This window comes from Polyangium sorediatum (assembly GCF_029946465.1).
GTDB lineage: Bacteria > Myxococcota_A > Polyangia > Polyangiales > Polyangiaceae > Polyangium > Polyangium fumosum.
Window position 1 is genome coordinate 22,248 of the sequence record NZ_JARZHI010000008.1, and the last position, 18,257, is coordinate 40,504.

General features: G+C 68.6%; 14 protein-coding genes and 1 tRNA gene. 6 read left to right on the forward strand and 9 right to left on the reverse strand.

The window, feature by feature from the left end; genetic code table 11:
• Positions 1-21 precede the first annotated feature (21 nt).
• Complete coding sequence (locus QHF89_RS12155; protein ID WP_284720397.1) at positions 22-3,051, forward strand: DUF4215 domain-containing protein; 3,030 nt, start codon at positions 22-24, stop codon at positions 3,049-3,051.
• Between the two features lie 155 nt (positions 3,052-3,206).
• Here QHF89_RS12155 and QHF89_RS12160 read toward each other — a convergent pair whose 3' ends face one another.
• Positions 3,207-7,472, reverse strand: coding sequence for a DEAD/DEAH box helicase family protein (locus QHF89_RS12160; protein WP_284720398.1), 4,266 nt, complete (start codon positions 7,470-7,472; stop codon positions 3,207-3,209).
• 534 nt (positions 7,473-8,006) lie between these two features.
• Positions 8,007-8,082: transfer RNA gene (locus tag QHF89_RS12165), tRNA-Lys, on the reverse strand.
• 236 nt (positions 8,083-8,318) lie between these two features.
• On the opposite strand from QHF89_RS12165, the gene QHF89_RS12170 reads away from it, so the two are divergent.
• Both QHF89_RS12170 and dut read left to right on the forward strand, forming a co-directional pair.
• Positions 8,319-9,095 carry a S1 RNA-binding domain-containing protein gene (locus tag QHF89_RS12170; RefSeq protein ID WP_136930846.1) on the forward strand — a complete coding sequence of 259 codons (777 nt, stop codon included), beginning with the start codon at positions 8,319-8,321 and terminating at the stop codon, positions 9,093-9,095.
• 14 nt (positions 9,096-9,109) lie between these two features.
• Positions 9,110-9,547 carry a dUTP diphosphatase gene (gene dut, locus QHF89_RS12175; RefSeq protein WP_136968534.1) on the forward strand — a complete coding sequence of 146 codons (438 nt, stop codon included), beginning with the start codon at positions 9,110-9,112 and terminating at the stop codon, positions 9,545-9,547.
• A 349-nt stretch (positions 9,548-9,896) separates the two neighbouring features.
• On the opposite strand, the gene QHF89_RS12180 is transcribed toward dut, so the two are convergent.
• Positions 9,897-11,333: a site-2 protease family protein gene (locus QHF89_RS12180; RefSeq protein ID WP_136968535.1), complete on the reverse strand. Its 1,437-nt coding sequence runs from the start codon at positions 11,331-11,333 to the stop codon at positions 9,897-9,899.
• A 96-nt stretch (positions 11,334-11,429) separates the two neighbouring features.
• On the opposite strand from QHF89_RS12180, the gene QHF89_RS12185 reads away from it, so the two are divergent.
• Entirely contained in the window at positions 11,430-12,329 is a 900-nt protein-coding gene (locus QHF89_RS12185) for an SGNH/GDSL hydrolase family protein (protein WP_136968536.1), read from the forward strand.
• A 13-nt stretch (positions 12,330-12,342) separates the two neighbouring features.
• On the opposite strand, the gene QHF89_RS12190 is transcribed toward QHF89_RS12185, so the two are convergent.
• The 6 genes from QHF89_RS12190 to QHF89_RS12215 all read right to left on the reverse strand — a co-directional run bounded on the left by QHF89_RS12190 (position 12,343) and on the right by QHF89_RS12215 (position 16,008).
• Complete coding sequence (locus QHF89_RS12190; protein WP_136968537.1) at positions 12,343-13,050, reverse strand: lysophospholipid acyltransferase family protein; 708 nt, start codon at positions 13,048-13,050, stop codon at positions 12,343-12,345.
• Complete coding sequence (locus QHF89_RS12195) at positions 13,047-13,466, reverse strand: hypothetical protein (RefSeq protein ID WP_136930842.1); 420 nt, start codon at positions 13,464-13,466, stop codon at positions 13,047-13,049. Before QHF89_RS12195 ends, QHF89_RS12190 begins: the two co-directional genes overlap by 4 nt.
• A complete protein-coding gene (locus QHF89_RS12200; RefSeq protein WP_136930841.1) occupies positions 13,463-13,897 on the reverse strand; it encodes a secondary thiamine-phosphate synthase enzyme YjbQ in 435 nt (144 codons plus the stop codon). Before QHF89_RS12200 ends, QHF89_RS12195 begins: the two co-directional genes overlap by 4 nt.
• A gap of 60 nt (positions 13,898-13,957) precedes the next feature.
• Positions 13,958-14,800 carry an HvfC/BufC family peptide modification chaperone gene (locus QHF89_RS12205; protein WP_136968538.1) on the reverse strand — a complete coding sequence of 281 codons (843 nt, stop codon included), beginning with the start codon at positions 14,798-14,800 and terminating at the stop codon, positions 13,958-13,960.
• Positions 14,790-15,644, reverse strand: coding sequence for an MNIO family bufferin maturase (gene bufB / locus QHF89_RS12210; RefSeq protein ID WP_284720399.1), 855 nt, complete (start codon positions 15,642-15,644; stop codon positions 14,790-14,792). Before bufB ends, QHF89_RS12205 begins: the two co-directional genes overlap by 11 nt.
• A 103-nt stretch (positions 15,645-15,747) precedes the next feature.
• A complete protein-coding gene (locus QHF89_RS12215; protein ID WP_136930839.1) occupies positions 15,748-16,008 on the reverse strand; it encodes a hypothetical protein in 261 nt (86 codons plus the stop codon).
• A 324-nt stretch (positions 16,009-16,332) separates the two neighbouring features.
• Between QHF89_RS12215 and QHF89_RS12220 the strand changes: the two genes are divergently transcribed.
• Both QHF89_RS12220 and QHF89_RS12225 read left to right on the forward strand, forming a co-directional pair.
• Entirely contained in the window at positions 16,333-17,238 is a 906-nt protein-coding gene (locus QHF89_RS12220) for a hypothetical protein (protein ID WP_136968539.1), read from the forward strand.
• Positions 17,235-18,197, forward strand: coding sequence for an SUMF1/EgtB/PvdO family nonheme iron enzyme (locus QHF89_RS12225; RefSeq protein ID WP_136968540.1), 963 nt, complete (start codon positions 17,235-17,237; stop codon positions 18,195-18,197). The genes QHF89_RS12220 and QHF89_RS12225 overlap by 4 nt, the downstream gene beginning before the upstream one ends.
• The last annotated feature ends 60 nt before the right edge of the window (positions 18,198-18,257 follow it).

An 18,257-nucleotide genomic window follows, 5' to 3' on the forward strand; every position in this document is an offset into this window, starting at 1 on the left:
AACGGTAGACTCAATTCCTCGGTGACGAGGTTTCTGGCATCGCTGGCAACAGCGGCGGTGCTCACCGCGGGCCTGGGGTCGCTCTCCGGCTGCTCCGGGGAAGACCCGGAAGGCACGGGAGGCCGTGCAGGCGCCGGCGGTAGCAACCAGGGCGGCGGCGGCAACAACCAGGGCGGCGGCGGCAGCAACCAAGGCGGCGGCGGCAGCAACCAGGGCGGCGGCAGCAACCAGGGCGGCGGCGGCAGCGGCGGCCAGGGCGGTCAGGGCGGCAGCACCAGCGAGTGCATGGCGCCCGAGGACTGCCCCGGGACCGACACCGACTGCGCGAGCCGCACCTGCGACGCGGGCGTCTGCGGGGTCGCTTACGCGGCCCAGGGCACGGCGACGACCGATCAGTCGGCCGGCGACTGCAAGCAGAGCGTGTGCGACGGCATGGGCGAGATCACGAGCGTCTCCGATGCGACCGACGTGCTCGACGACGAGAACCCCTGCACCGCCGACCTCTGCGACGGCGACGCGCCCATCAACAACAACGCCGCGGCGGGCACGGCCTGCAGCGCCGGCGTCGGCAAGGTGTGCGACGGCGAGGGCGCTTGTGTCGAGTGCATCCAGGCGGCCGACTGCGCGAGCAATGTCTGCGTGTCGAACACGTGTGTTGCGGCCTCGTGCATGGACGCCGTGAAGAACGGGAGCGAGACCGACATCGATTGCGGCGGTTCGGACTGCACGCCCTGCAACGACGCGTCCCCCTGCGCCCTTCCGTCGGACTGCAAGAGCGGCGTGTGCACGGGCGGCGTGTGCGTGCCGCCGACCTGCACCGACACCGTGAAGAACGGCGAGGAGACCGACGTCGACTGCGGCGGCCCGAGCTGCTCGCCCTGCGGCCCCGAGAAGGGCTGCTCCGTCGACGGCGACTGCGTGGGCGGTACCTGCTCGGGCTCGGTCTGCGTGCCGACCTGCACCGACGGCGTGAAGAACGCCAACGAGACCGACGCCGACTGCGGCGGCCCGCTCTGCAACAAGTGCGCGGACACGAAGACCTGCTCGATCGACACGGACTGCACGAGCGACGTCTGCAAGAGCGGCGTCTGCGCGGCGCCGGCCTGCAACGACGGCAAGCTGAACGGCACCGAGATCGGCCTGGACTGCGGCGGCCCGACCTGCGGCCCCTGCGGCGACGGCCTCCCCTGCACCGGCAACGCCGACTGCACGAGCGGCGTCTGCACGGGCAACGTCTGCCAGGCGCCCGTGTGCGGGGACGGCGTGAAGAACGGCGCCGAGCAGTGCGATGACGGCAACCAGGACAACACCGACGGGTGCGTCACGGGCTGCAAGACCGCGACCTGCGGCGACGGCTTCCAGCAGGCCGGCGTCGAGGCATGCGACGACGGCAACCAGATCAACACCGACGGGTGCGTCGCGGGCTGCCAGGTGGCGACCTGCGGCGACGGCTACCAGCAGACGGGCGTCGAGCAGTGCGACGACGGCAACCAGGCGGCCGGCGACTGCTGCGCCGCGGGCTGCATGATCGAGGCGGGCTGCGAGATCGAGCCGAACAACACCTGCGCCGCGGCGCCGGCGGCGGTCGCGGCGCCGGTGACGTTCCGGGGCTCGATCCGGCCGGTCGGCGATCAGGACTTCTACGCCTTCACCGTGCCCGCGACGGCGGATCTCAAGATCGAGACCTTCGACGGCACGGGGAGCACCTGCGCCAGCATCGACACGGTCATCGAGTTCCGCGGGTCGAACTGCACCACGGTGCTCGCCACGGACGACGAGAGCGGCATCAATAGCTGCTCGATGCTCACCTCGACCGCCAACGCGCCCCTCCGGCGCGTGGCCCCGGGCACGTACTACGTGCGCGTCGAGGACTACCAGAACAACGGCCAGATCCCGAGCTACACCGTCCAGATCTCGTTCAACGCGCTCTGCGGCGACGGCGTGAAGGCGGGCTCGGAGCAGTGCGACGACGGCAACGTGGCGAACGGCGATGGTTGCGCCTCCAACTGCATGCTCGAGGGCAAGCCCGAGGTGGAGCCGAACGACACCTGCGCCGCCGCGACCGGCCCGTTCCCGGTGCCCCTGGGCGCCGACGGCCTGCTCCTCAGCGGCGCGATCACGCCGATCGGCGACGACGACTGGTACGCCTTCACGCTGCCGGGCACGGCCGACGTGTGGCTCGAGACGTTCGACGCGAACGGCCCCGGCAACTGCGTGTCGGTCGACACGGTGATCCAGCTCTACTCCGACTGCGCGACGCCGGTCGGCCCGGAGCAGGATCAGGGAGGAATCAGCAACTGCTCGCGGATCAACCCGGCCGTCAACACCTACGCGCGCAGGCTCCCCGCGGGGACCTACCGCGTGAAGGTGATCGACTACCAGGACAACACCGTCATCCCCGCCTACAAGCTCCAGGTGAAGATCACGGCGCTCTGCGGCAACGGCGTCAAGGAGGGCACCGAGGAGTGCGACGGCACCCCGGGCTGCACCGCGACCTGCGAGCAGCTTCGGGAGGTGGTCTGCAACGACGGCATCGACGACGACAGCGACGGCAGCATCGACTGCGCCGACTCGGAGTGCGCGTTCGGCTGCGGCCTCGCGACCCCGTGCGCCGCGGGGGAGAAGCTCGTGGTGTACACGTCGAAGGACACGCCCCTGGCGATCCCCGACTGGGACTTCACGTCGAGCACGATCAACGCGGGCGTCACGGGGACCATCCAGCGCGCGGCGGTGCGGCTCAACATCTCGCACCTCTGGATCGAGGACGTGGACGTCGAGCTCACGTCGCCGGCGGGCACGTTGATCGACCTGACCAGCGACAACGGCGAGGACGGCGTCAACTACGTGAACACGGTCCTCGACGACACCTGCGCGAACCCCATCACCGCCGGGATGCCGCCCTTCACCGGGTGCTACACGCCGGAGGCGCCGCTCGCCACGCTCAACGGGCAAGCGTCCGCAGGGGCGTGGAAGCTCGTCGTCAGCGACGACGAGGAGTACGTCTCAGGCACGCTGAACAACTGGTCGCTCGCGATCTGCGTGGCGCCCTGATGCGTTGACGCGCTGAGCTGCGCGCCATCAAGAAGGCCGCGCGGCGCCTCGATTCTGGGGGCGCTGCGTGGCCTTTGTTCATTTCATGCAGAGATCGTCCCCCGGCGGATAAACCGAGGCGGGAGGGTGGGTTCGAGAGGATCTGTCAAGGAGATTCAACCATCGGCAGGGCTGCCTTTCGCGGCGGACGCCTCTTTCACGAGCAGGAGGGCCCAGGCCGTATCGATGTAACGCGTCGAGCCCTTCGGCGTGCCTTCTAGATATCGCAAGCGGTGAACGAGCTCTTCCTGGAGCAGGCGCGGCTCCTCGTTCACCTCGGAGAGCGCGGACAGGACCCAGCCGATATCCGTGAGCGACACGGTTCGTTCCTCGAATCCACCGGGCCCGCCGTCGATACGCAGCCCCCCTCGCTTGGCCGGCCCGACGATCCGGAAGCGCTTTCCTTCCCGCTCGACGAGGGAGCCGGCTCCCTTCTTGCGGAGCAGATCCTCGACGAGACGACGGGCCCGATCCTCGATGGTTCGCGCGAGTGTGCGAGACGCCTCGCGACCTTCGCCGAGCGCACGAAACGTGGGAAAGTCGATTCCCGCGCATGCCCATGATCCATCCTCCTCCAAGAAGCGGGCGACACCTGCGTGACGCCATGGGTTCGAGCCGTCCGCTCGCGTCAGGACGAACGCGGTTTCGCCGGGCCGAGGCTCGATGCCGGGGAATCGGATCCGGTCCGGTGCAATGAGCCTGCCTGTTTCTTCGATGAGCAGGAACAGATGCCCGTCGACCCGCCCGGTTTGCGGAGGCTCCGAGAGGCCAAAGGACGCCGCGAGCTTTTCGTTCTCGATGATCGCGCCGACCTCGGGCCCGAGGGATTCGGGCTTCACCACCTCCACGAGGGTGGCCATGGGCACGGTTTCCGCCGTCGCGTCGATCGAAGCGTGTGCCGGGTTCTCCGAGCGCAAGATCCACAGCTTGTCCTCTCGGACGAGACGCTTGATCAGATAACTCGCGCCGAGATGAGAATCCGGCACCTCGACCAGGGCGATCTTGCCCCCGATGGCTTCGCGGGAGGCGCTCCGTGCAAATCGCATCACGAGCCAATCACCATCGCGGATTGGCTCCTTGCCGCCGTTCATGGAATCGCCCGTCGCGCGCACGGCGAACAAGCCCTCCCCACGCGCCTTCGTTGGCAGCCGGACCTGCTCCCCCTCGGGCGCGAGCGTGATGGGAGCCCGCGTCGAGCCTGCGGCTGCGCGGAGCGTCGGAAACGTGAGGAGGAGGCCTCGGGGGGTATCGGCACTGGCGAGCGGTTCGTCCGGTTCGATCCAGAGCCCCTGGGGAGAATGCGTGAAACGAACGCGGAAATTCGTGCCGGGTTTCCCCGCCGCGAGCCCGAACCAGCGCCGCAGGAGATCGGGCAGCTCGTTTTTGTGCGAACCCACGGGACGGGCGACGTTGCAATACTCCTTCATGAAGCGGAAGAGCCACGGCGTGCCGTCCGGGAGGCGTACGGTCGTTTCGCCGCGAGGGATCTCCTCTCGACCTTGATGCGTCGGCAACTTCAGAATGGGGTCCCGCTTGTTCCAGAGGACCTTTGCCGAGAACGACACGCCGGCGACATTTTCGGATTGCCTCGCGCGGTACATCGCGAGCCGGTAGTCGACGAGTTCGCGCACCATCGACGAAAGCGCCTTTTCGCCGCCGGGAGGGCAGGGGATGCGCGAGACGAAGCGGTCGCCTTCCAGCGCGAAAAAACGCTTCCCTGGCCCGCTGGTCCATGCGGCGATCGGGTTGATTCGCCAGTACGCGGCGATGCGGCGCATGTCCGGCGCATGCACATCCGGGAAATCGGTCACGCCTTCCAGATCTCGCAAGAGCTCGGGGGACCGAGCCATGACGGCGTAGCTTCTTTGCGCGAGGTCGACCGTGGGGAGGCCGTCTCGAAGCGCATTCGCTTCGAGCAATGCCTCCAGGGTCACCATCTTGTAACACTTGCTCATGGCGGTGACCTCGAGCTCGCGGAGAAATTCGTCCGCCACGTCGAGGACACGTGTTTCCGTCTCGTCGAGGTCGCCCATGGAGGCCACGAAATCGAAAAAGCCCCCGTGCGCGTCGCGCAGCTTCTTGAGGCTATACCCCATGCGGTACAGCTCGCCTGCGAGTGGCCTCTGCCCCCGGACCTCGCGTAGATCGCGGTAGGCCTGCTCCGCCGGGCTTCCCCCCTGCGGCGGAAGCAACTTCGCCAAAAGATCCTTGGCTTCGAGTTCGAGGTCGATGGTACACCCGGGGGCCATTCTCGCGGCCTGGTCGTCCTCCAGAAAGTCACGCAAGCTCGTGGGCTCGGGGCCGAGCGAGATCAGCGTGCGCACGCGCTCCAGAAAGACCCGATGATTGCCCACGAAGTCGAGCACGACGAGCCGCGTTTTTCCGCTGGCGGAGCGTAGGCCTCGGCCGAGCTGCTGGAGGAAAACGACGGGTGATTCCGTGGGACGGAGCATCACGACGCGGTCGATGAGGGGGACATCGATCCCTTCATTGAAGAGGTCCACGGTGCAAAGCGCGTCGAATGTCCCGTCGACGAGGGCTTGGATGGCATCCTCGCGCGCCGCCGAGGTCGGGCCCGAGTGAACGGAGGCTGCGCGGACACCTTTTTCCTTCAGAAAAGCGCAGGCATGTTCGGCGTGGCGAATCGAGCCGCAGAAGACGAGCGTGCGCTGGCCGGGATGCTCTTGCCAGGCGCGGAACATCCGTTCGAGCCGAGCGTCCGTGTCGATGGCTTCTTCGAGGGCCGACGGGTCGAATCGACGATTGCGGAAGGGGATGGATCCATAATTCGTGTCGTCCTTGAGCCCGAAGTAGGAGAAGGGCACGAGATGCTTTTGCTGGATCCCCACGCCGAGATCGGCGCGGTAAGCGACGTGGTCGTCGAAGAGCCCCGCCACGTCGGCACCGTCGGCCCGCTCCGGCGTCGCAGTGAGGCCGAGGAGAAACCGAGGTGTGAGCCGGTCGATGATGCTGCGATAGCTGGGCGCCGTGCCGTGGTGGACCTCGTCGACGATGACGTAGTCGAAGCCGTCGGGCGTGAGGCGTGCGAGATGGTCGGGGCGCGAGAGCTTCTGCACGGAGGCAAAAACGACTTGACCCGACAAATCGCTCTTGTCTCCGACGAACCAGCCGAAGCGTGCGTTCGCCGTGAGCGGCAACCTTCGGAAGGTTTTCGCGGCCTGGACGAGCAGCTCCTCGCGATGGGCGAGAACGAGCACACGTGGACGCTTCTTGTTCTCCACGCTCCACGCGGAGACGTCGAACGCTGCGAGCCATGTCTTGCCAAGCCCGGTAGCGAGCACCACGAGCGCACGCGGGTGGCTGCTTTCGCGACTGCGCCGCAACGCCGCGAGGGCCTCGCATTGAAGTTCGTGCGGCTCGGGAGGCGGTGGCGGCAGGTCTTCCCGTTCCGGGGAGGAAGAGGGAGGGAGCGCCGGCGAGGGGCGAGGTCGTTTCTCGTACGCATCGATCCAGGTGGGAGAAAGCGGCGACGCCGCATTCCACCAGCGATCGAAGGCGAAGGCGATCGCCTGGTATGCGTCTGGATCGCGGTCTTTCTCGATCCGCAGGTTCCACTCGACACCCGCGCCGAGTGCAGGCTGAGAGATGTTGCTGGAGCCGACGAACGCCGCCCCGAAGCCGGGGCCGGCGAAACGCCACGACTTCGGGTGAAACGACGGGATGCCTTTGGGGAGCTCCGCGATCTCGACGATGCGTGCCTCGAAGGACCCTGAAAGTTTTCTGGCCTCGGCGAGCGTGGCCACCATACCCATCCAATCGAGCAGCATTCGGAGCGCTTCGGCGGACGTGATCTGGAGGTAATCGCTGGTGACGAGCCGGACCCGGGCTCCGTGCGCGAGGGCGGCAAAGACGTGCGTCTCCAGGAGGTCGAGCCCTCGTTCCTGCGTGAAGGCTGCGAGAATGGCGATGTCCGTGGCGCGACGAAAGAGGGGGGCGAGATGGGCGAGGAAAGGATCGTCCGTGCCGCCTTGCGCGAGGGGAGGGGAGCGATTCGCGAGATAGTTGCCTTTGCCCGGAATGACATGCCGCACGCCGCCGCGGGGATCGTCGACGTCGCCGCGATACCGTGGGATGACGTGCACGTGCAGGTGCATGACGGTCTGTCCTGCGGCTTCACCTGCATTGATGCCGATGTTGTAGCCGTCCGGGGATAGCTCCGCGTCGAGCTTGCGTTTGACGTCGTCGACGAGTTCGAAGAGGGCCCTCTGCTCCTCGGGCGTGGCGTCGAACCAGGTCGCAACGAGGCGGCGCGGGATGACGAGGGTGTGGCCGCGGCTCACCGGGTAGAGGTCCGGGACCGCAAAGGCGAGGGCGTTGCTCGCGATCCAGGAGGACGAGGGGATCCTGAGGAAGGGCGACACGGGGCAGAGAGTAAGGGAAGGTGTTTGGTGAAGTGCGACATGATGAACACCCTCTCCGAGAAACTCGAAGCCCTCGTCGTGGTGGGACGTGACCCTCCTCGAAGAGGGTCGCAGCCGTCACCGGGAGGGTGGTGACAGTCGTCGACCTGCCCGGAGCGATCGTGGTGGTGGGTCGTTACCCTCCTCGAAGAGGGTCGCAGCCGTCGCCGGGGTAGGTCGTGGCGGTCGTCGAGCGGCTTGAAGCCCTCGCCGGGGTTGGTTGCCACGGTCGTCGACCGGCTCGCAGCCCTCGTTGCAGGGGATCACGAGCCTATTCGACCAGGGTCGCAGCCGTCGGCGCGATGGGTCGCAAGGGTCCTCGACCTGCTTGCAGCCGTCGCCGGAGCTAGTCGTGACGGTCCTCGACCAGCTCCACCCCGTCGGCATGGTGGGTCGCAAGGGTCCTCGACCCGCTCGGAACCCCCTCCGATCAGCTATGCGAGAGGCCGTCGAGGGGGCTCCTCCCAGGAGCCAACGCCTCAACGACTTCCGCTTTGGTGGGTCGACAGGGACTCGAACCCTGGACCTACGGGTTAAAAGCCCGCAGCTCTACCGACTGAGCTATCGACCCTGGACGTTCCGGCGGGGTGGTCCCACCGGCACATCGCGGGCGCACCCTAGCACGATCCGGCCCGTCTGCGACAAGCAGGAAACGACCCCTCCGTCCGTCCACCCTCTCCCGCCTCCGCCCCCACACCCGCACCCCCCACCTCCGCCTCCGCCCCCGTCCCTGCTTCCACCGCCGCTTTCGCCTCCGCATCCGTTCCCTCGCCTTCCTGCCGCAGCCGCGCTAAGAGGCGGTCCACCATGTCCGAGCGCCGGGAAACGTCGGAGTCCTTCGGGGCCCTGTTCGAGCAAGCGGGCGGCGGTCGCCAGGAGCGACGCCGCTTCCACGTGGGCGACAAGCTCGAAGTGACCATCGTCGTCGTCGCCCAAAACGCCGTCTTCGCAGACCTCGGCGGCAAGCAGGAGGGCTTTTTCGAACGGATCGACCTCACCGATCCCGACGGCAAGCTGCTCGTCGCCGTCGGGAACAAGGTGAGCGCCACCGTCGCCGCCATCGAGCGCGGCACCGGCCAGGTCCGCCTGAGCCCCCTCTTCATCCGCAACGCCGAAGGCGATCCACTCACCACCTCCATCGGCCTCGGCGCCAAAGGCCAGTCCCCCGTCCTCGTCGAAGGCGCGCGCGTCAAGGGCAGCGTCACCGGCGTCGAGCGCTACGGCGTGTTCGTGCAGATCGCAGGCACCCAAGGGCGGAGCGGTCGTGGTCTCATCCCCACCGTGGAGACCGGCACGCCGCGCGGCGCAGACCTGAAGAAGCACTTCACGGTCGGCGCAGAGGTCGAAGCAAAGATCGTGAACATCGACCAGGAAGGCAAAATCCGCCTGTCGATCACCGCGGTCGCGCGCGACGAGGAGCGCAACTCGTTCGAGAAGTTCAAGGACGGCGGCGCCGAGAAGGCCGAAGCCGCAGCAGACAAACCCAAGGCCGATGGCAAGAAGGCGCCGCAAGGCGGCGCGAAGAAGCCCGAGCCGCGCGGGTTCGGGACGCTCGGCGATCTGCTGTCGAAGAAGAAGAAGTGACAGCCCGAGGACCCGTGCGCATCCCCTGCGTACGCGTAGGCAGCCCGGACACGCCGCTGCCGGCATACCAGTCCGCAAGCGCCGTCGGTCTCGATCTGTGCGCAGCCGTGGTCGACGACGTGTCGATCGGCCGCGGCGAGCGCAGGCTCGTGCCGACAGGTCTACGTGTCGCCATCCCCGAAGGATACGAAGGGCAGGTGCGGCCCCGCTCGGGCCTCGCGCTGAAGCACGGGATCACCGTGCTGAACGCGCCAGGGACGATCGATCCAGACTACCGCGGCGAGCTGATGGTGCTGCTCATCAACCACGGCGACGCACCCTTCGTCGTACGTCGCGGGGAGCGAATCGCACAGCTCGTGATCTGTCCCGTCGCGCGCGCCGAGCTCGTCATCGTCGAGTCGCTCGACGACACAACGCGCGGCGCCGGCGGGTACGGTTCGACCGGGCAGTGAGGCGCGTCGGAGGCGCCTCGCTGGGGCTTTGCCCCAGACCCCAGCAGGGGCTATCCGCCCCTGCACCCGGACCAGCGAGGCGCTGGACCCAGGATCGATGAACTGCGCGGTGCGCAGTTCATCGAACAGCCAGGGGCAAGACCGGCGACGATCCTGCCCACCAAGACGGCAGCGCTGACGTTTCGAGCGGCAACGTGCCGCTGCGTGCGATGACCTTCCTGGTCTTGCCACCGGCCCGTTGGAAGAACTGCGCGATGCGCAGTTCTTCCACCTCGGTCCAGGCCGTGCCTGGTCCGGGTCGAGGGGCGGATAGCCCCCGCGGGGTCCGGGGCAGCGCCCCGGCGCGACGTCACGGGCGCGGGACGACGGCTTCGAGGCCGCTTCGTGCGCGCAGTGCTTCGAGTGCTTTGTCCGACCAGACGCGGCCTCGGTCGCTGAAGCCGGCTTCGACGGCTTTGCGCAGCATGTCGAGTGCGCGCTCGTAGGCGCCGTCTTGCGCGTGCGCGCGGGCTGCCTCGTAGGCGTCTTCGGCGCTCTTTTGCCTTTCGAAGACGGCTTCGGAGAGGCGGGCTGACCAGTCGAAGGCGCGACCGTCGAAGGCGAGCTTCGCCATCTTGCGCGCGTCGTCTTCGCTGAGGGAGTCGACGATGTCATAGGCGATCGCTGAGGCCCGCGCGATCTCGCCTTGCTCGATGAGGATTTGCACGAGTGGGCCCACGATCTCCTTGCGATCGTCGCCGCTCGCGCGTGCTGCTTCGAGCACGCGGCGCGCTGCGCTGAGCTCGCGCTTGGCGAAATGCACTGCGCCCATGAGTGCCGGATCGACCTCGCCGAGCTTGCGCGCTTCGGCCACGCGTTGGGCTGCTTCGTCGACGTGGTCCGCGGCCAGCGCGACCCAGCCGAGCACCTCGAAGGCTTCGCGGCGCCCGCGCGGCGGGAGCGGCTCGCCTGTTCGCTGCTCGTAGGAGAAGATTTCCTGGACGAGGCTCCGCGCGCGACCGAGGTCCTCATCTGCGACGGCTTGCCGGGCGCGGAGCAGGAGCGAGAGCAGCTCGCCTGGGAGTGCAGGCTCGACGTCGGGCATCGGCGCGCGTGGCCGCGGGTCCTCCTCGGTGTCGCCGGGCCCGAGCGTTTGCAGGCGCCGCAGGCTCTGGAACGCGAGCATGCCGAACATGACGGCCAGGAAGAGGTTTCTCGGCTGGACGCTCAGGGCGTAGAGCACCACGGCGAACCCTGCCAGCATCGAGACGCCTGCCACGAGCCGGACGCGCCGCGGGCCGAGCGCTTGCTCGAGCACGTGCCCGCCGTCGAGGGGCAGGACGGGCAGGAGGTTCATGAGGCCCCAGTACCAGTTGACGTAGATGAGCACGTCGAGCGCGAAGCGGCCGATCGCGGGGATACGCGCAGCGACCTGGGCCGGCGCGTGGTGGTCGAGCCAGTAGTCGAGCCCGAAGAACAGGCTCGCGAAGGCGAAACCCGCGAAGGGACCGGCCAGGCTGATGAGGATGTGGTCGATGCGCCGGAGCGGGAGCACCTGCTGCCAGCGGGTCACGCCGCCCATCAGGTAGAGCGTGATCTCCGGCTGGATACGGTGCCGCCGGATTGCCAGCGCGTGGCCGAGCTCGTGGACGAGGACGCTCACGAGCACGACGAGCGCCCACACGGCGAGCGGCAGGAGACCGGCGGGCCCGCGCGACAGGTCCACGAAATTGATGCCGAGCAGCACCGTGGTGAACCAGAAGCTCGCCTGGACCTCGACGTCGATGCCGAACAGCCTGAAATTCATGCCCTCGAAGTTCCTCGTGCAGGCCCGCCCGAGGCGGGCCGATTCTTTGCGGCTCGGACGAAGTGTGGCTTAGAGTGCGGAGCCCTGGGACCTCCGATGCGCTCTTCGAGCTTTGCTCCGCTCCTCGCGCCCACGCTTCTCTACCTCGTTGGCGCGTGCGCCTCCGCCGCGCCTCCGGAGGCGCAGCCTGGCACGCCCGCAAGCGCCACGCACGTACAGGGCGACGTCGCCGCGCCTCCGGAGGCCCGCACGTCCCCTGCGGTGGCTGCGGCCGCGGCTCCGGCCCCGGAGACGGCGGGGGCTTCCACGGCTGCGCCTGCGGCCGTGCCCGTGGGTGCGGCAGGGGAGGTCCCGGCGGAGGCGGCGCCGCCGATCGAGCCTCGCTCCATCGTCCTGCACATCGGCGACTCGTTCCTCATGGCCGGCTTTTCCCAGGCGCTGCGGCCCAAGATGAAGGCGGTCGGCGCGCTCTACGAGGTCCGCTCCGAGCAGGCTTCGTACACCACGAGCTGGCACTTGAAGCTCGCGAAGCTCGTCGGCGACTACCACCCCGATCTCGTGATCATCAACCTCGGCGCGAACGAGGTGACGTTGACCGATCCGGCGGCGCGCGCCGACGCGGTCGAGCGGCTGGTCAAGATCGTCGGCAACAGGCCTTGCGTGTGGGTCTCGCCGCCGCTCTGGCGCAAGGACACCGGCATCATCGAGATCTTCCGCAAGCACACCTCGCCCTGCCGCTTCTTCGACTCCGACGCGCACGCCGGCCCGATCTCGCGCCAGCCCGACGGCATCCACCCCGACGCCGCCGGCGGCACCGCGTGGGCCGACGCGTTCTTCCGCTGGCTGCTCGCCGAGCGCGCGCCGATGCCCAAGGAGGGCGAGGCCCTGCCGAAGGGATCGGGCAGGCACGCCGTGAACCCCTGGCGCCTGCGCCCGGAGAAAAACGGCGCGAGCCCAGGCCCGAGCCTGCAGAAGACCGCGCAGACGCAGCTTTAGCGAGGCGCTCTCTCTAGCGCCCCATCGCCTCGACGATCGCGTCGTGCACCGCGGCCGTCAGCTCCTTGCGGTGCTCCTTGCCGTATGTGTTCGGATCGATCGGCGGCAGGATCGTCACGACGACACGTTTGCCCTTGCGCACGATCGTCCCGCGCGCCGGCAGCACGTCCCGCGTGCCGTCGATCGCCACCGGCAAGATGCGGTGACCCGTCTCCAGCGCGAGGTGAAATCCTCCGCTCTTGAACGGGCCCACGATCCCCGTCGTGCTGCGCGTCCCCTCAGGCGCGATCCAGAGCAGCGATCCTTCCTCCAGCATGCTGCTCGACGTGCGCAGCGCAGAGACGGCTTGCGCGCGGTTGCCACGCTCGACGCGGACGAACCCCGCGGCCTTCATCGCGTGGCCCCACACGGGGACGTCGAAGAGCTCCGCCTTCGCCACCATGCGCAGCCGCCGGTCCGGGATCGCGCGGTAGAGCGCCGGGATGTCGTAGAGGCTCTGGTGGTTCGACATCACGATGAACGTCTCGCGGCCCTCGCCGAGGTGCTCGCGCCCGCGCACGACGAGGCTCACCTCCGCGTCCGCGAAGAGCTTCCTCGACCACCACGCGAGCCGCTCGTCGCACGCCTCGGCGTCGAGGCGACCCGTCGCAGCGTCGAGCACCGTGGGCACGCTGATGCGCGCCGTGTCGAAGATGCCCTTGGCCGTCTCGACGAACGTCAACGCCCCCTCCGCTTCTTCTTCGCGTCGGGGAAGCGCGCGTTGCACGTGTCGATGCACTCCTTGTCGGTGCACGCCTTGATGCACTCGTCGATCGTCTTCGCGTTCGCGTCCGTCGGGTCTTGCTCCTCGGCCGGCTTCGGGTCGAGCGTCTTGCAGAGGTTGTCGGCGCAGTACGCACCCGCGGCGCAGTCGGTGTCGTAGCGGCACTGCACGCAGCGGAGGTTCCAGCAGATGCCGGCCTCGGTGCCTGCGTCGCGCGCGATGCAGTCGTCGTTCGACTCGCACGTGGCGAAGCGGCCGTCTTCGAGGCTGCCGGGGAGGCCACCGGCGCAGGCGGAGACGAGCGCCGCGGCGAGCGCGAGGGGCAAAGGAAGGACGACGAGGGCGCGGACGAGGATCGATGTGCGTGCGTTCATGGGCTCTTGGATGCGCCGAGGACGGTGACCACGAGGCGCCTCGTGTGCGGGCTCGTTCGGTGCTCCCAGACGTAGATCGCCTGCCACGTCCCGAGCGCGAGCTTGCCCGCGGTGATCGGGATCGTGAGGCTCGTGCTGGTGATGGCCGCGCGGATGTGCGCGGGCATGTCGTCCGGTCCCTCGGCGTCGTGTTCGTAGCCGGCGCCTTCGGGCGCGACGCGCGCCATCCACCGATCGAGATCCCGGAGCACGGCCGGATCCGCGTTCTCCTGCACGACGAGGCTCGCCGAGGTGTGCTGAAGGAAGAGCGAGCAGAGGCCGATCGTGACGCCGGCGTCGTCGAGCACGGCGGCGACCGCGCTCGTGACGTCGTAGAGACCTCGCCCGCGGGTGCGGATGTCGAGGGTCTTCTGGTGGACGTTCTCCCTCATCGGACCGTGGCCCCCCCGTACGTGGCTCCTACCGTGTCCGATGGTCGGGGCTCTCTGCAACTACGAAGATGAAGGAAGGTCGACGTCGACCACGAGGCCGAGGGCCGTCCACTGCTGGAACCAGCGTCCGACGTTCGCCGCGACGTGCTGCTGCTGCGCCTCGGGCAAGGGCTCGGCGAGGCGGCCCAGCGCGGGCACGAGCGGCACGCCCTCGTCGAGCAGGCCGAACAACGTGAAGGCCTCGGGCTCGAGCTCCTCGAAGTGCGTGACGAGCTCGCGGTTGCGGTAGAGCACGATGTGCGCGGGCGAGGGGGCCTCCGGCAGGATCGCCGGCTCGCCCGCGACGAGCCACGCCTTGCGGAGGCGGTGCACGGGGTACGAGAACACGAGCCTTCGGGCCGCGGGATGCAGCACGATCCGCGCGCGCTCCCAGGCGTCTTCTGGCAGGCCCGCGAGCTTCTGCGGATCGAGCGGCGGCGCGTCGGCGCCGGCGCGGACGTCGAGCATCGTGATCTCGTAACGCGCCATGTCCGCGGCGAACGTGCGCCCTGCGTCCGTCTCGAAGCCGGGCCATGTCGCGGCGAAGCTCGGCACGGGCTCGATCATCTTGCGGAACGGGGCGTGCGCGGGCGGATGGGCGTCGAGGAAGTCGCGGCAGAAGGCGTCCATCTTCGCTTCGCCGAGCAGACGCGCGAGGGCCGGAAAGTCGTCGTTCAGGATCTCGCGGTGCCGGTACCAGAACTGGCGGCGGTAGATGTCGACCTGCGCGGCCGGCGTGAGGCGCGCATTGCCGGTGACGAAGCGCGCGGCGGTCTCGGCGAGGGCCGGATCGTCGGGGATCTTCGTGCGGCCGGGGATCACGCTCGCGAGGAACGCTTGCACGGAGGCGAGATCATTTCGCATGGGACAGGGCCTCCTCGCGGACGATACGCGCCCTCTCGGCCTCGGCGAGCAACGTCGCGAGCGGGGGGATGTCCTCGTCCCACTCGATCAGCGTCGAGACGGGTCCGATGCGGCGGATCGCGCGGCGGTAGAGATCCCACACCGGATCGATCACCGGGCCCGAGTGCGTGTCGATGATGTAGTCGCCGTAGTTCGTGTGGCCGGCGAGGTGGATCTGCACGACACGCTCGGCCGGGATGGCGTCGACGTACGCGTTCGGATCGAACCCGTGGTTCTGCGACGAGACGTAGATGTTGTTGACGTCGAGCAGGACGGCGCAGTTCGCTTCCTCGACGACGGCCCTGAAAAAGTCCCACTCCGTCATCTCGCTCGACGTGTACGTGAGGTAACTCGACACGTTCTCCAGCGCGAGTGGCACTTCCAGCGTGTCCTGCACGATGCGGGCGCGCGCGGCCACGTGGCGGACGACGTCCGTGGTGTAGGGCAGGGGCAAGAGGTCGTGGGTGTTCAAGGTCGCGACGCCGGTCCAGCAGAGGTGGTCGCTCACCCAGGGGGATTTCGTCCGGCGGAGCAGGGCGCGCAGGCTCTTCAGGAAGTCGAAGTCGAGCGGGGTCGTGCCGCCGATCGAGAGCGAGACGCCGTGCTGGATCACGGGGTAGTGCGCGAGGGCGCGGTCGAGGTTCGCGAGCGGCACGCCGCCGGGCACGAGGAAGTTCTCGCTGATGATCTCGAGCCAGCCGACCTTGGGGCGGGTCTCGAAGATCTCCTCGTAGTGCGGCAGGCGCAGGCCCACGCCGATCCCGAGGTCGGGGAGGCCGAGGCGCATGCGGTCGGGTGCGGTCATCGCGGTTCTCCGGGGCAGCGGTGTAAAAACGAAGGGCCGCGCGCGCCACCCGAGGTGGAAGCGGCGGCCCTTCGGGCTCGAGCGGCGCGGGGGGCCGCTCGAATCACTTCGGCGCGTCGGCCGGGGCGGGGGCGGCGCCGTCGGCCGGCGCGGCTTCCTTCGACCCGCTGCACTTGCCGCCGGAGCACTTGTGCTCGCCGCCGGCCTCGCCGCCCTTGGCGCCGCTGCACTTGGCCTCGGTGCCGGCCTCGGCGCCCGCCTTGCTGTCGGCGTTCTCGGGCTGCGCCTGGCTGCCGCCACACGCCGCGAGGCCCGCGATCATCCCGCCCACTGCAAGCGTCGCCATCATCTTGTTCATGCTCATGGTCAATCTCCGTTCCGAGCGTGTCTTTTTTGTACCGTCACCCCAGGGAAGTCGCGACTTCGAGCGCTTCGTGCGAAACCTCCCCCCGCCATGATCGTCTCCCCCCGGGGTGTCGGGGTCTCCCCCCTACGTGCCTGCCCCTCGTCCGGATCCGGATTGCCGAGCAGCGCGCGTGGGGCCCATGGTGGTAGCCCGATGCGAAGGGACGAGGCAAGGAAAAGCGCCGGATGGCGAGGGCCAAAGCCTGCTCGTGCCGCGGCGCTCGTCGTTTTCAGTGCGATCGCGGCTTCGGGATGCACGGCGTCGCGGTTCGATGCGCGATTCTTGCCGGCCGACGACGTCGCGCGTGAGCTCGAGTCCATGACACCCGGGCTCGGCGCCGAGGCGCGCGCGACCTTTCGGGACGTGCTCGCGACGACCTTGGCGGAGGACGCTTATACGTGTGCGCCGTCGCCGCGGGAGGTCTTTTTCGGCGACGTGGAGGAAGGCGAGCGTACGATTCGCGGGTCGATGCCGCATTATCGGTTCTTTTTTGGCCCGATGCATTATCAGGTGCGGCGGGTGGGGGCGCGCGGGGGCGCGCCGGGGCGCTGGGAGGTGTCCGCGCGGTTCGCGGTGGTGCTCCCGCGGGAGGGCGGGACGCTGGAGCTCGCCGATTGCGACGGGAAAGAACGGTACGAGGGGGAGGTCGTGTGCCGGGGCGTCCCGTTCTCCCGATCGAACACGACGGTGGCGTGCCCGGCCTCGGGAGAATTTCGGGTGGCGGGGACGCGGCGCAACATGGAGGCGCTGCTCGCGCGCTGGTCCGAGGAGGCCGAGCAGTACTGGAACCGGGACGCCGAGCGATATGGTTTGCCGGTCCGGTACGATTTCACGTTCTTGCCGCACGACCAGGCTGCGCGGGAAGGCGTGCCGGTGGATCTCACGTTGCCGCTGTCGACGACGTGCGGGCGGACGCCGTATTTCTGGTCGCTGCGGAGCGGCTGGTCCCTGCCGGTGATCGCACACGAGGCGGGGCATTTGCTGGGGCTCGTGGACGAGTACGAGGCGCTCTCGGGGATCGTGCCGTTCTACCCGAAGACGCCGTTCCCCGGCGCGCAGACGAGCCGGATGGGTTTGTCGATGAAGGAAGACACGATCCTCTATCCGATGCACCACTGGATCGTGGTCCGACGTTACCTCTGCCCGGAGCCCTCGGGCCGCGACCCGTGGGGGCATGCCTTTCAATGAAGTCTCTGGCCTGCATGATCCTGGCCGGCGTGGTGTTCCTGACGGCGTGCGAGGACAAAAAGCCCGAAGCCGTGCCCGCGCCTGCCGCGTCCGCCGCTGCGTCCGCGTCCGCCGCCGCGCCCGAGCCCGCCGCCGCGTCCGCCTCTGCGCCCGCTCCCGTGGCGCTCCCCGAGCGGCCCGACGATTTTGCGCTCGTCGAGCCGGCGACGCCCACGTGTCCGCCGGAGATGGTGCGCGTGAAGAAGAGTTATTGTGTCGATCGGTACGAGGCGAGCCTCATCGATACGGAGACGGGGCAGGACCTCTCGCCGTATTACGTGCCCTCCCGCAAGCAGGCGCTCTCGATCCAGAAACTATGGGAGCAGGAGCGCCTCACCGTGGGGCCCACCGAGGCGCGGGAGATGGCGCTGCCGCCGCTGCCGCCGTGGCAAGCGCAGCGCAATTTCGAGCCCAAGGCGATGTCGAAGAAGAGCCGGATCCCCCAGGGCTACCTCACGGGGCCGCTCGCCGCGCTCGCTTGCAAGAATGCGGGCAAGCGCCTTTGTTCGCTCTCGGAGTGGCAGACGGCGTGCCGGGGCGAGGACGACCGCAACTTTCCTTATGGCGACACGTACGAGCAGGGCAAGTGCAACATCTTCCGCGAGGCGCACCCCGCGGGGCTGCTCCACGGCAATCCGAGCATCGGTCACAGCGATCCACGCCTCAACACGGTGAAGGCCGGGGACAAGCCGCTCCTCCGCCGCACGGGCGAGACGCGGGCCTGCACGAGCCGGTGGGAGGGCGACGGCATCGCCGACATGGTCGGCAACATCGACGAGTGGATCGACGATCCCGAGGGGACCTTCGTCGGCGGGTTTTACGCGCGATCGAAGAAGGACGGTTGTGCCTCCATGGTGCGGGCGCATCCGTTCGATTACTTCGACTATTCGACCGGCGTTCGATGCTGTAAAGATCTTTGACCCGGCAGCGGGGCGTCCGCGCGACCTCGGGGCGCCTCGCGCGCGCCCGGAAGGACGGGA

What these genes read in the sequence shown, in the direction of transcription:
- QHF89_RS12170 (WP_136930846.1), top strand. Translation starts at nt 8,319, where the DNA reads ATGTCCGAGCGCCGGGAAACGTCGGAGTCCTTCGGGGCCCTGTTCGAG.
- QHF89_RS12225 (WP_136968540.1), top strand. Translation starts at nt 17,235, where the DNA reads ATGAAGTCTCTGGCCTGCATGATCCTGGCCGGCGTGGTGTTCCTGACG.
- QHF89_RS12215 (WP_136930839.1), bottom strand. Translation starts at nt 16,008, where the DNA reads ATGAGCATGAACAAGATGATGGCGACGCTTGCAGTGGGCGGGATGATC.
- QHF89_RS12180 (WP_136968535.1), bottom strand. Translation starts at nt 11,333, where the DNA reads ATGAATTTCAGGCTGTTCGGCATCGACGTCGAGGTCCAGGCGAGCTTC.
- QHF89_RS12185 (WP_136968536.1), top strand. Translation starts at nt 11,430, where the DNA reads ATGCGCTCTTCGAGCTTTGCTCCGCTCCTCGCGCCCACGCTTCTCTAC.
- QHF89_RS12205 (WP_136968538.1), bottom strand. Translation starts at nt 14,800, where the DNA reads ATGCGAAATGATCTCGCCTCCGTGCAAGCGTTCCTCGCGAGCGTGATC.
- bufB (WP_284720399.1), bottom strand. Translation starts at nt 15,644, where the DNA reads ATGACCGCACCCGACCGCATGCGCCTCGGCCTCCCCGACCTCGGGATC.
- QHF89_RS12195 (WP_136930842.1), bottom strand. Translation starts at nt 13,466, where the DNA reads ATGAACGCACGCACATCGATCCTCGTCCGCGCCCTCGTCGTCCTTCCT.
- QHF89_RS12200 (WP_136930841.1), bottom strand. Translation starts at nt 13,897, where the DNA reads ATGAGGGAGAACGTCCACCAGAAGACCCTCGACATCCGCACCCGCGGG.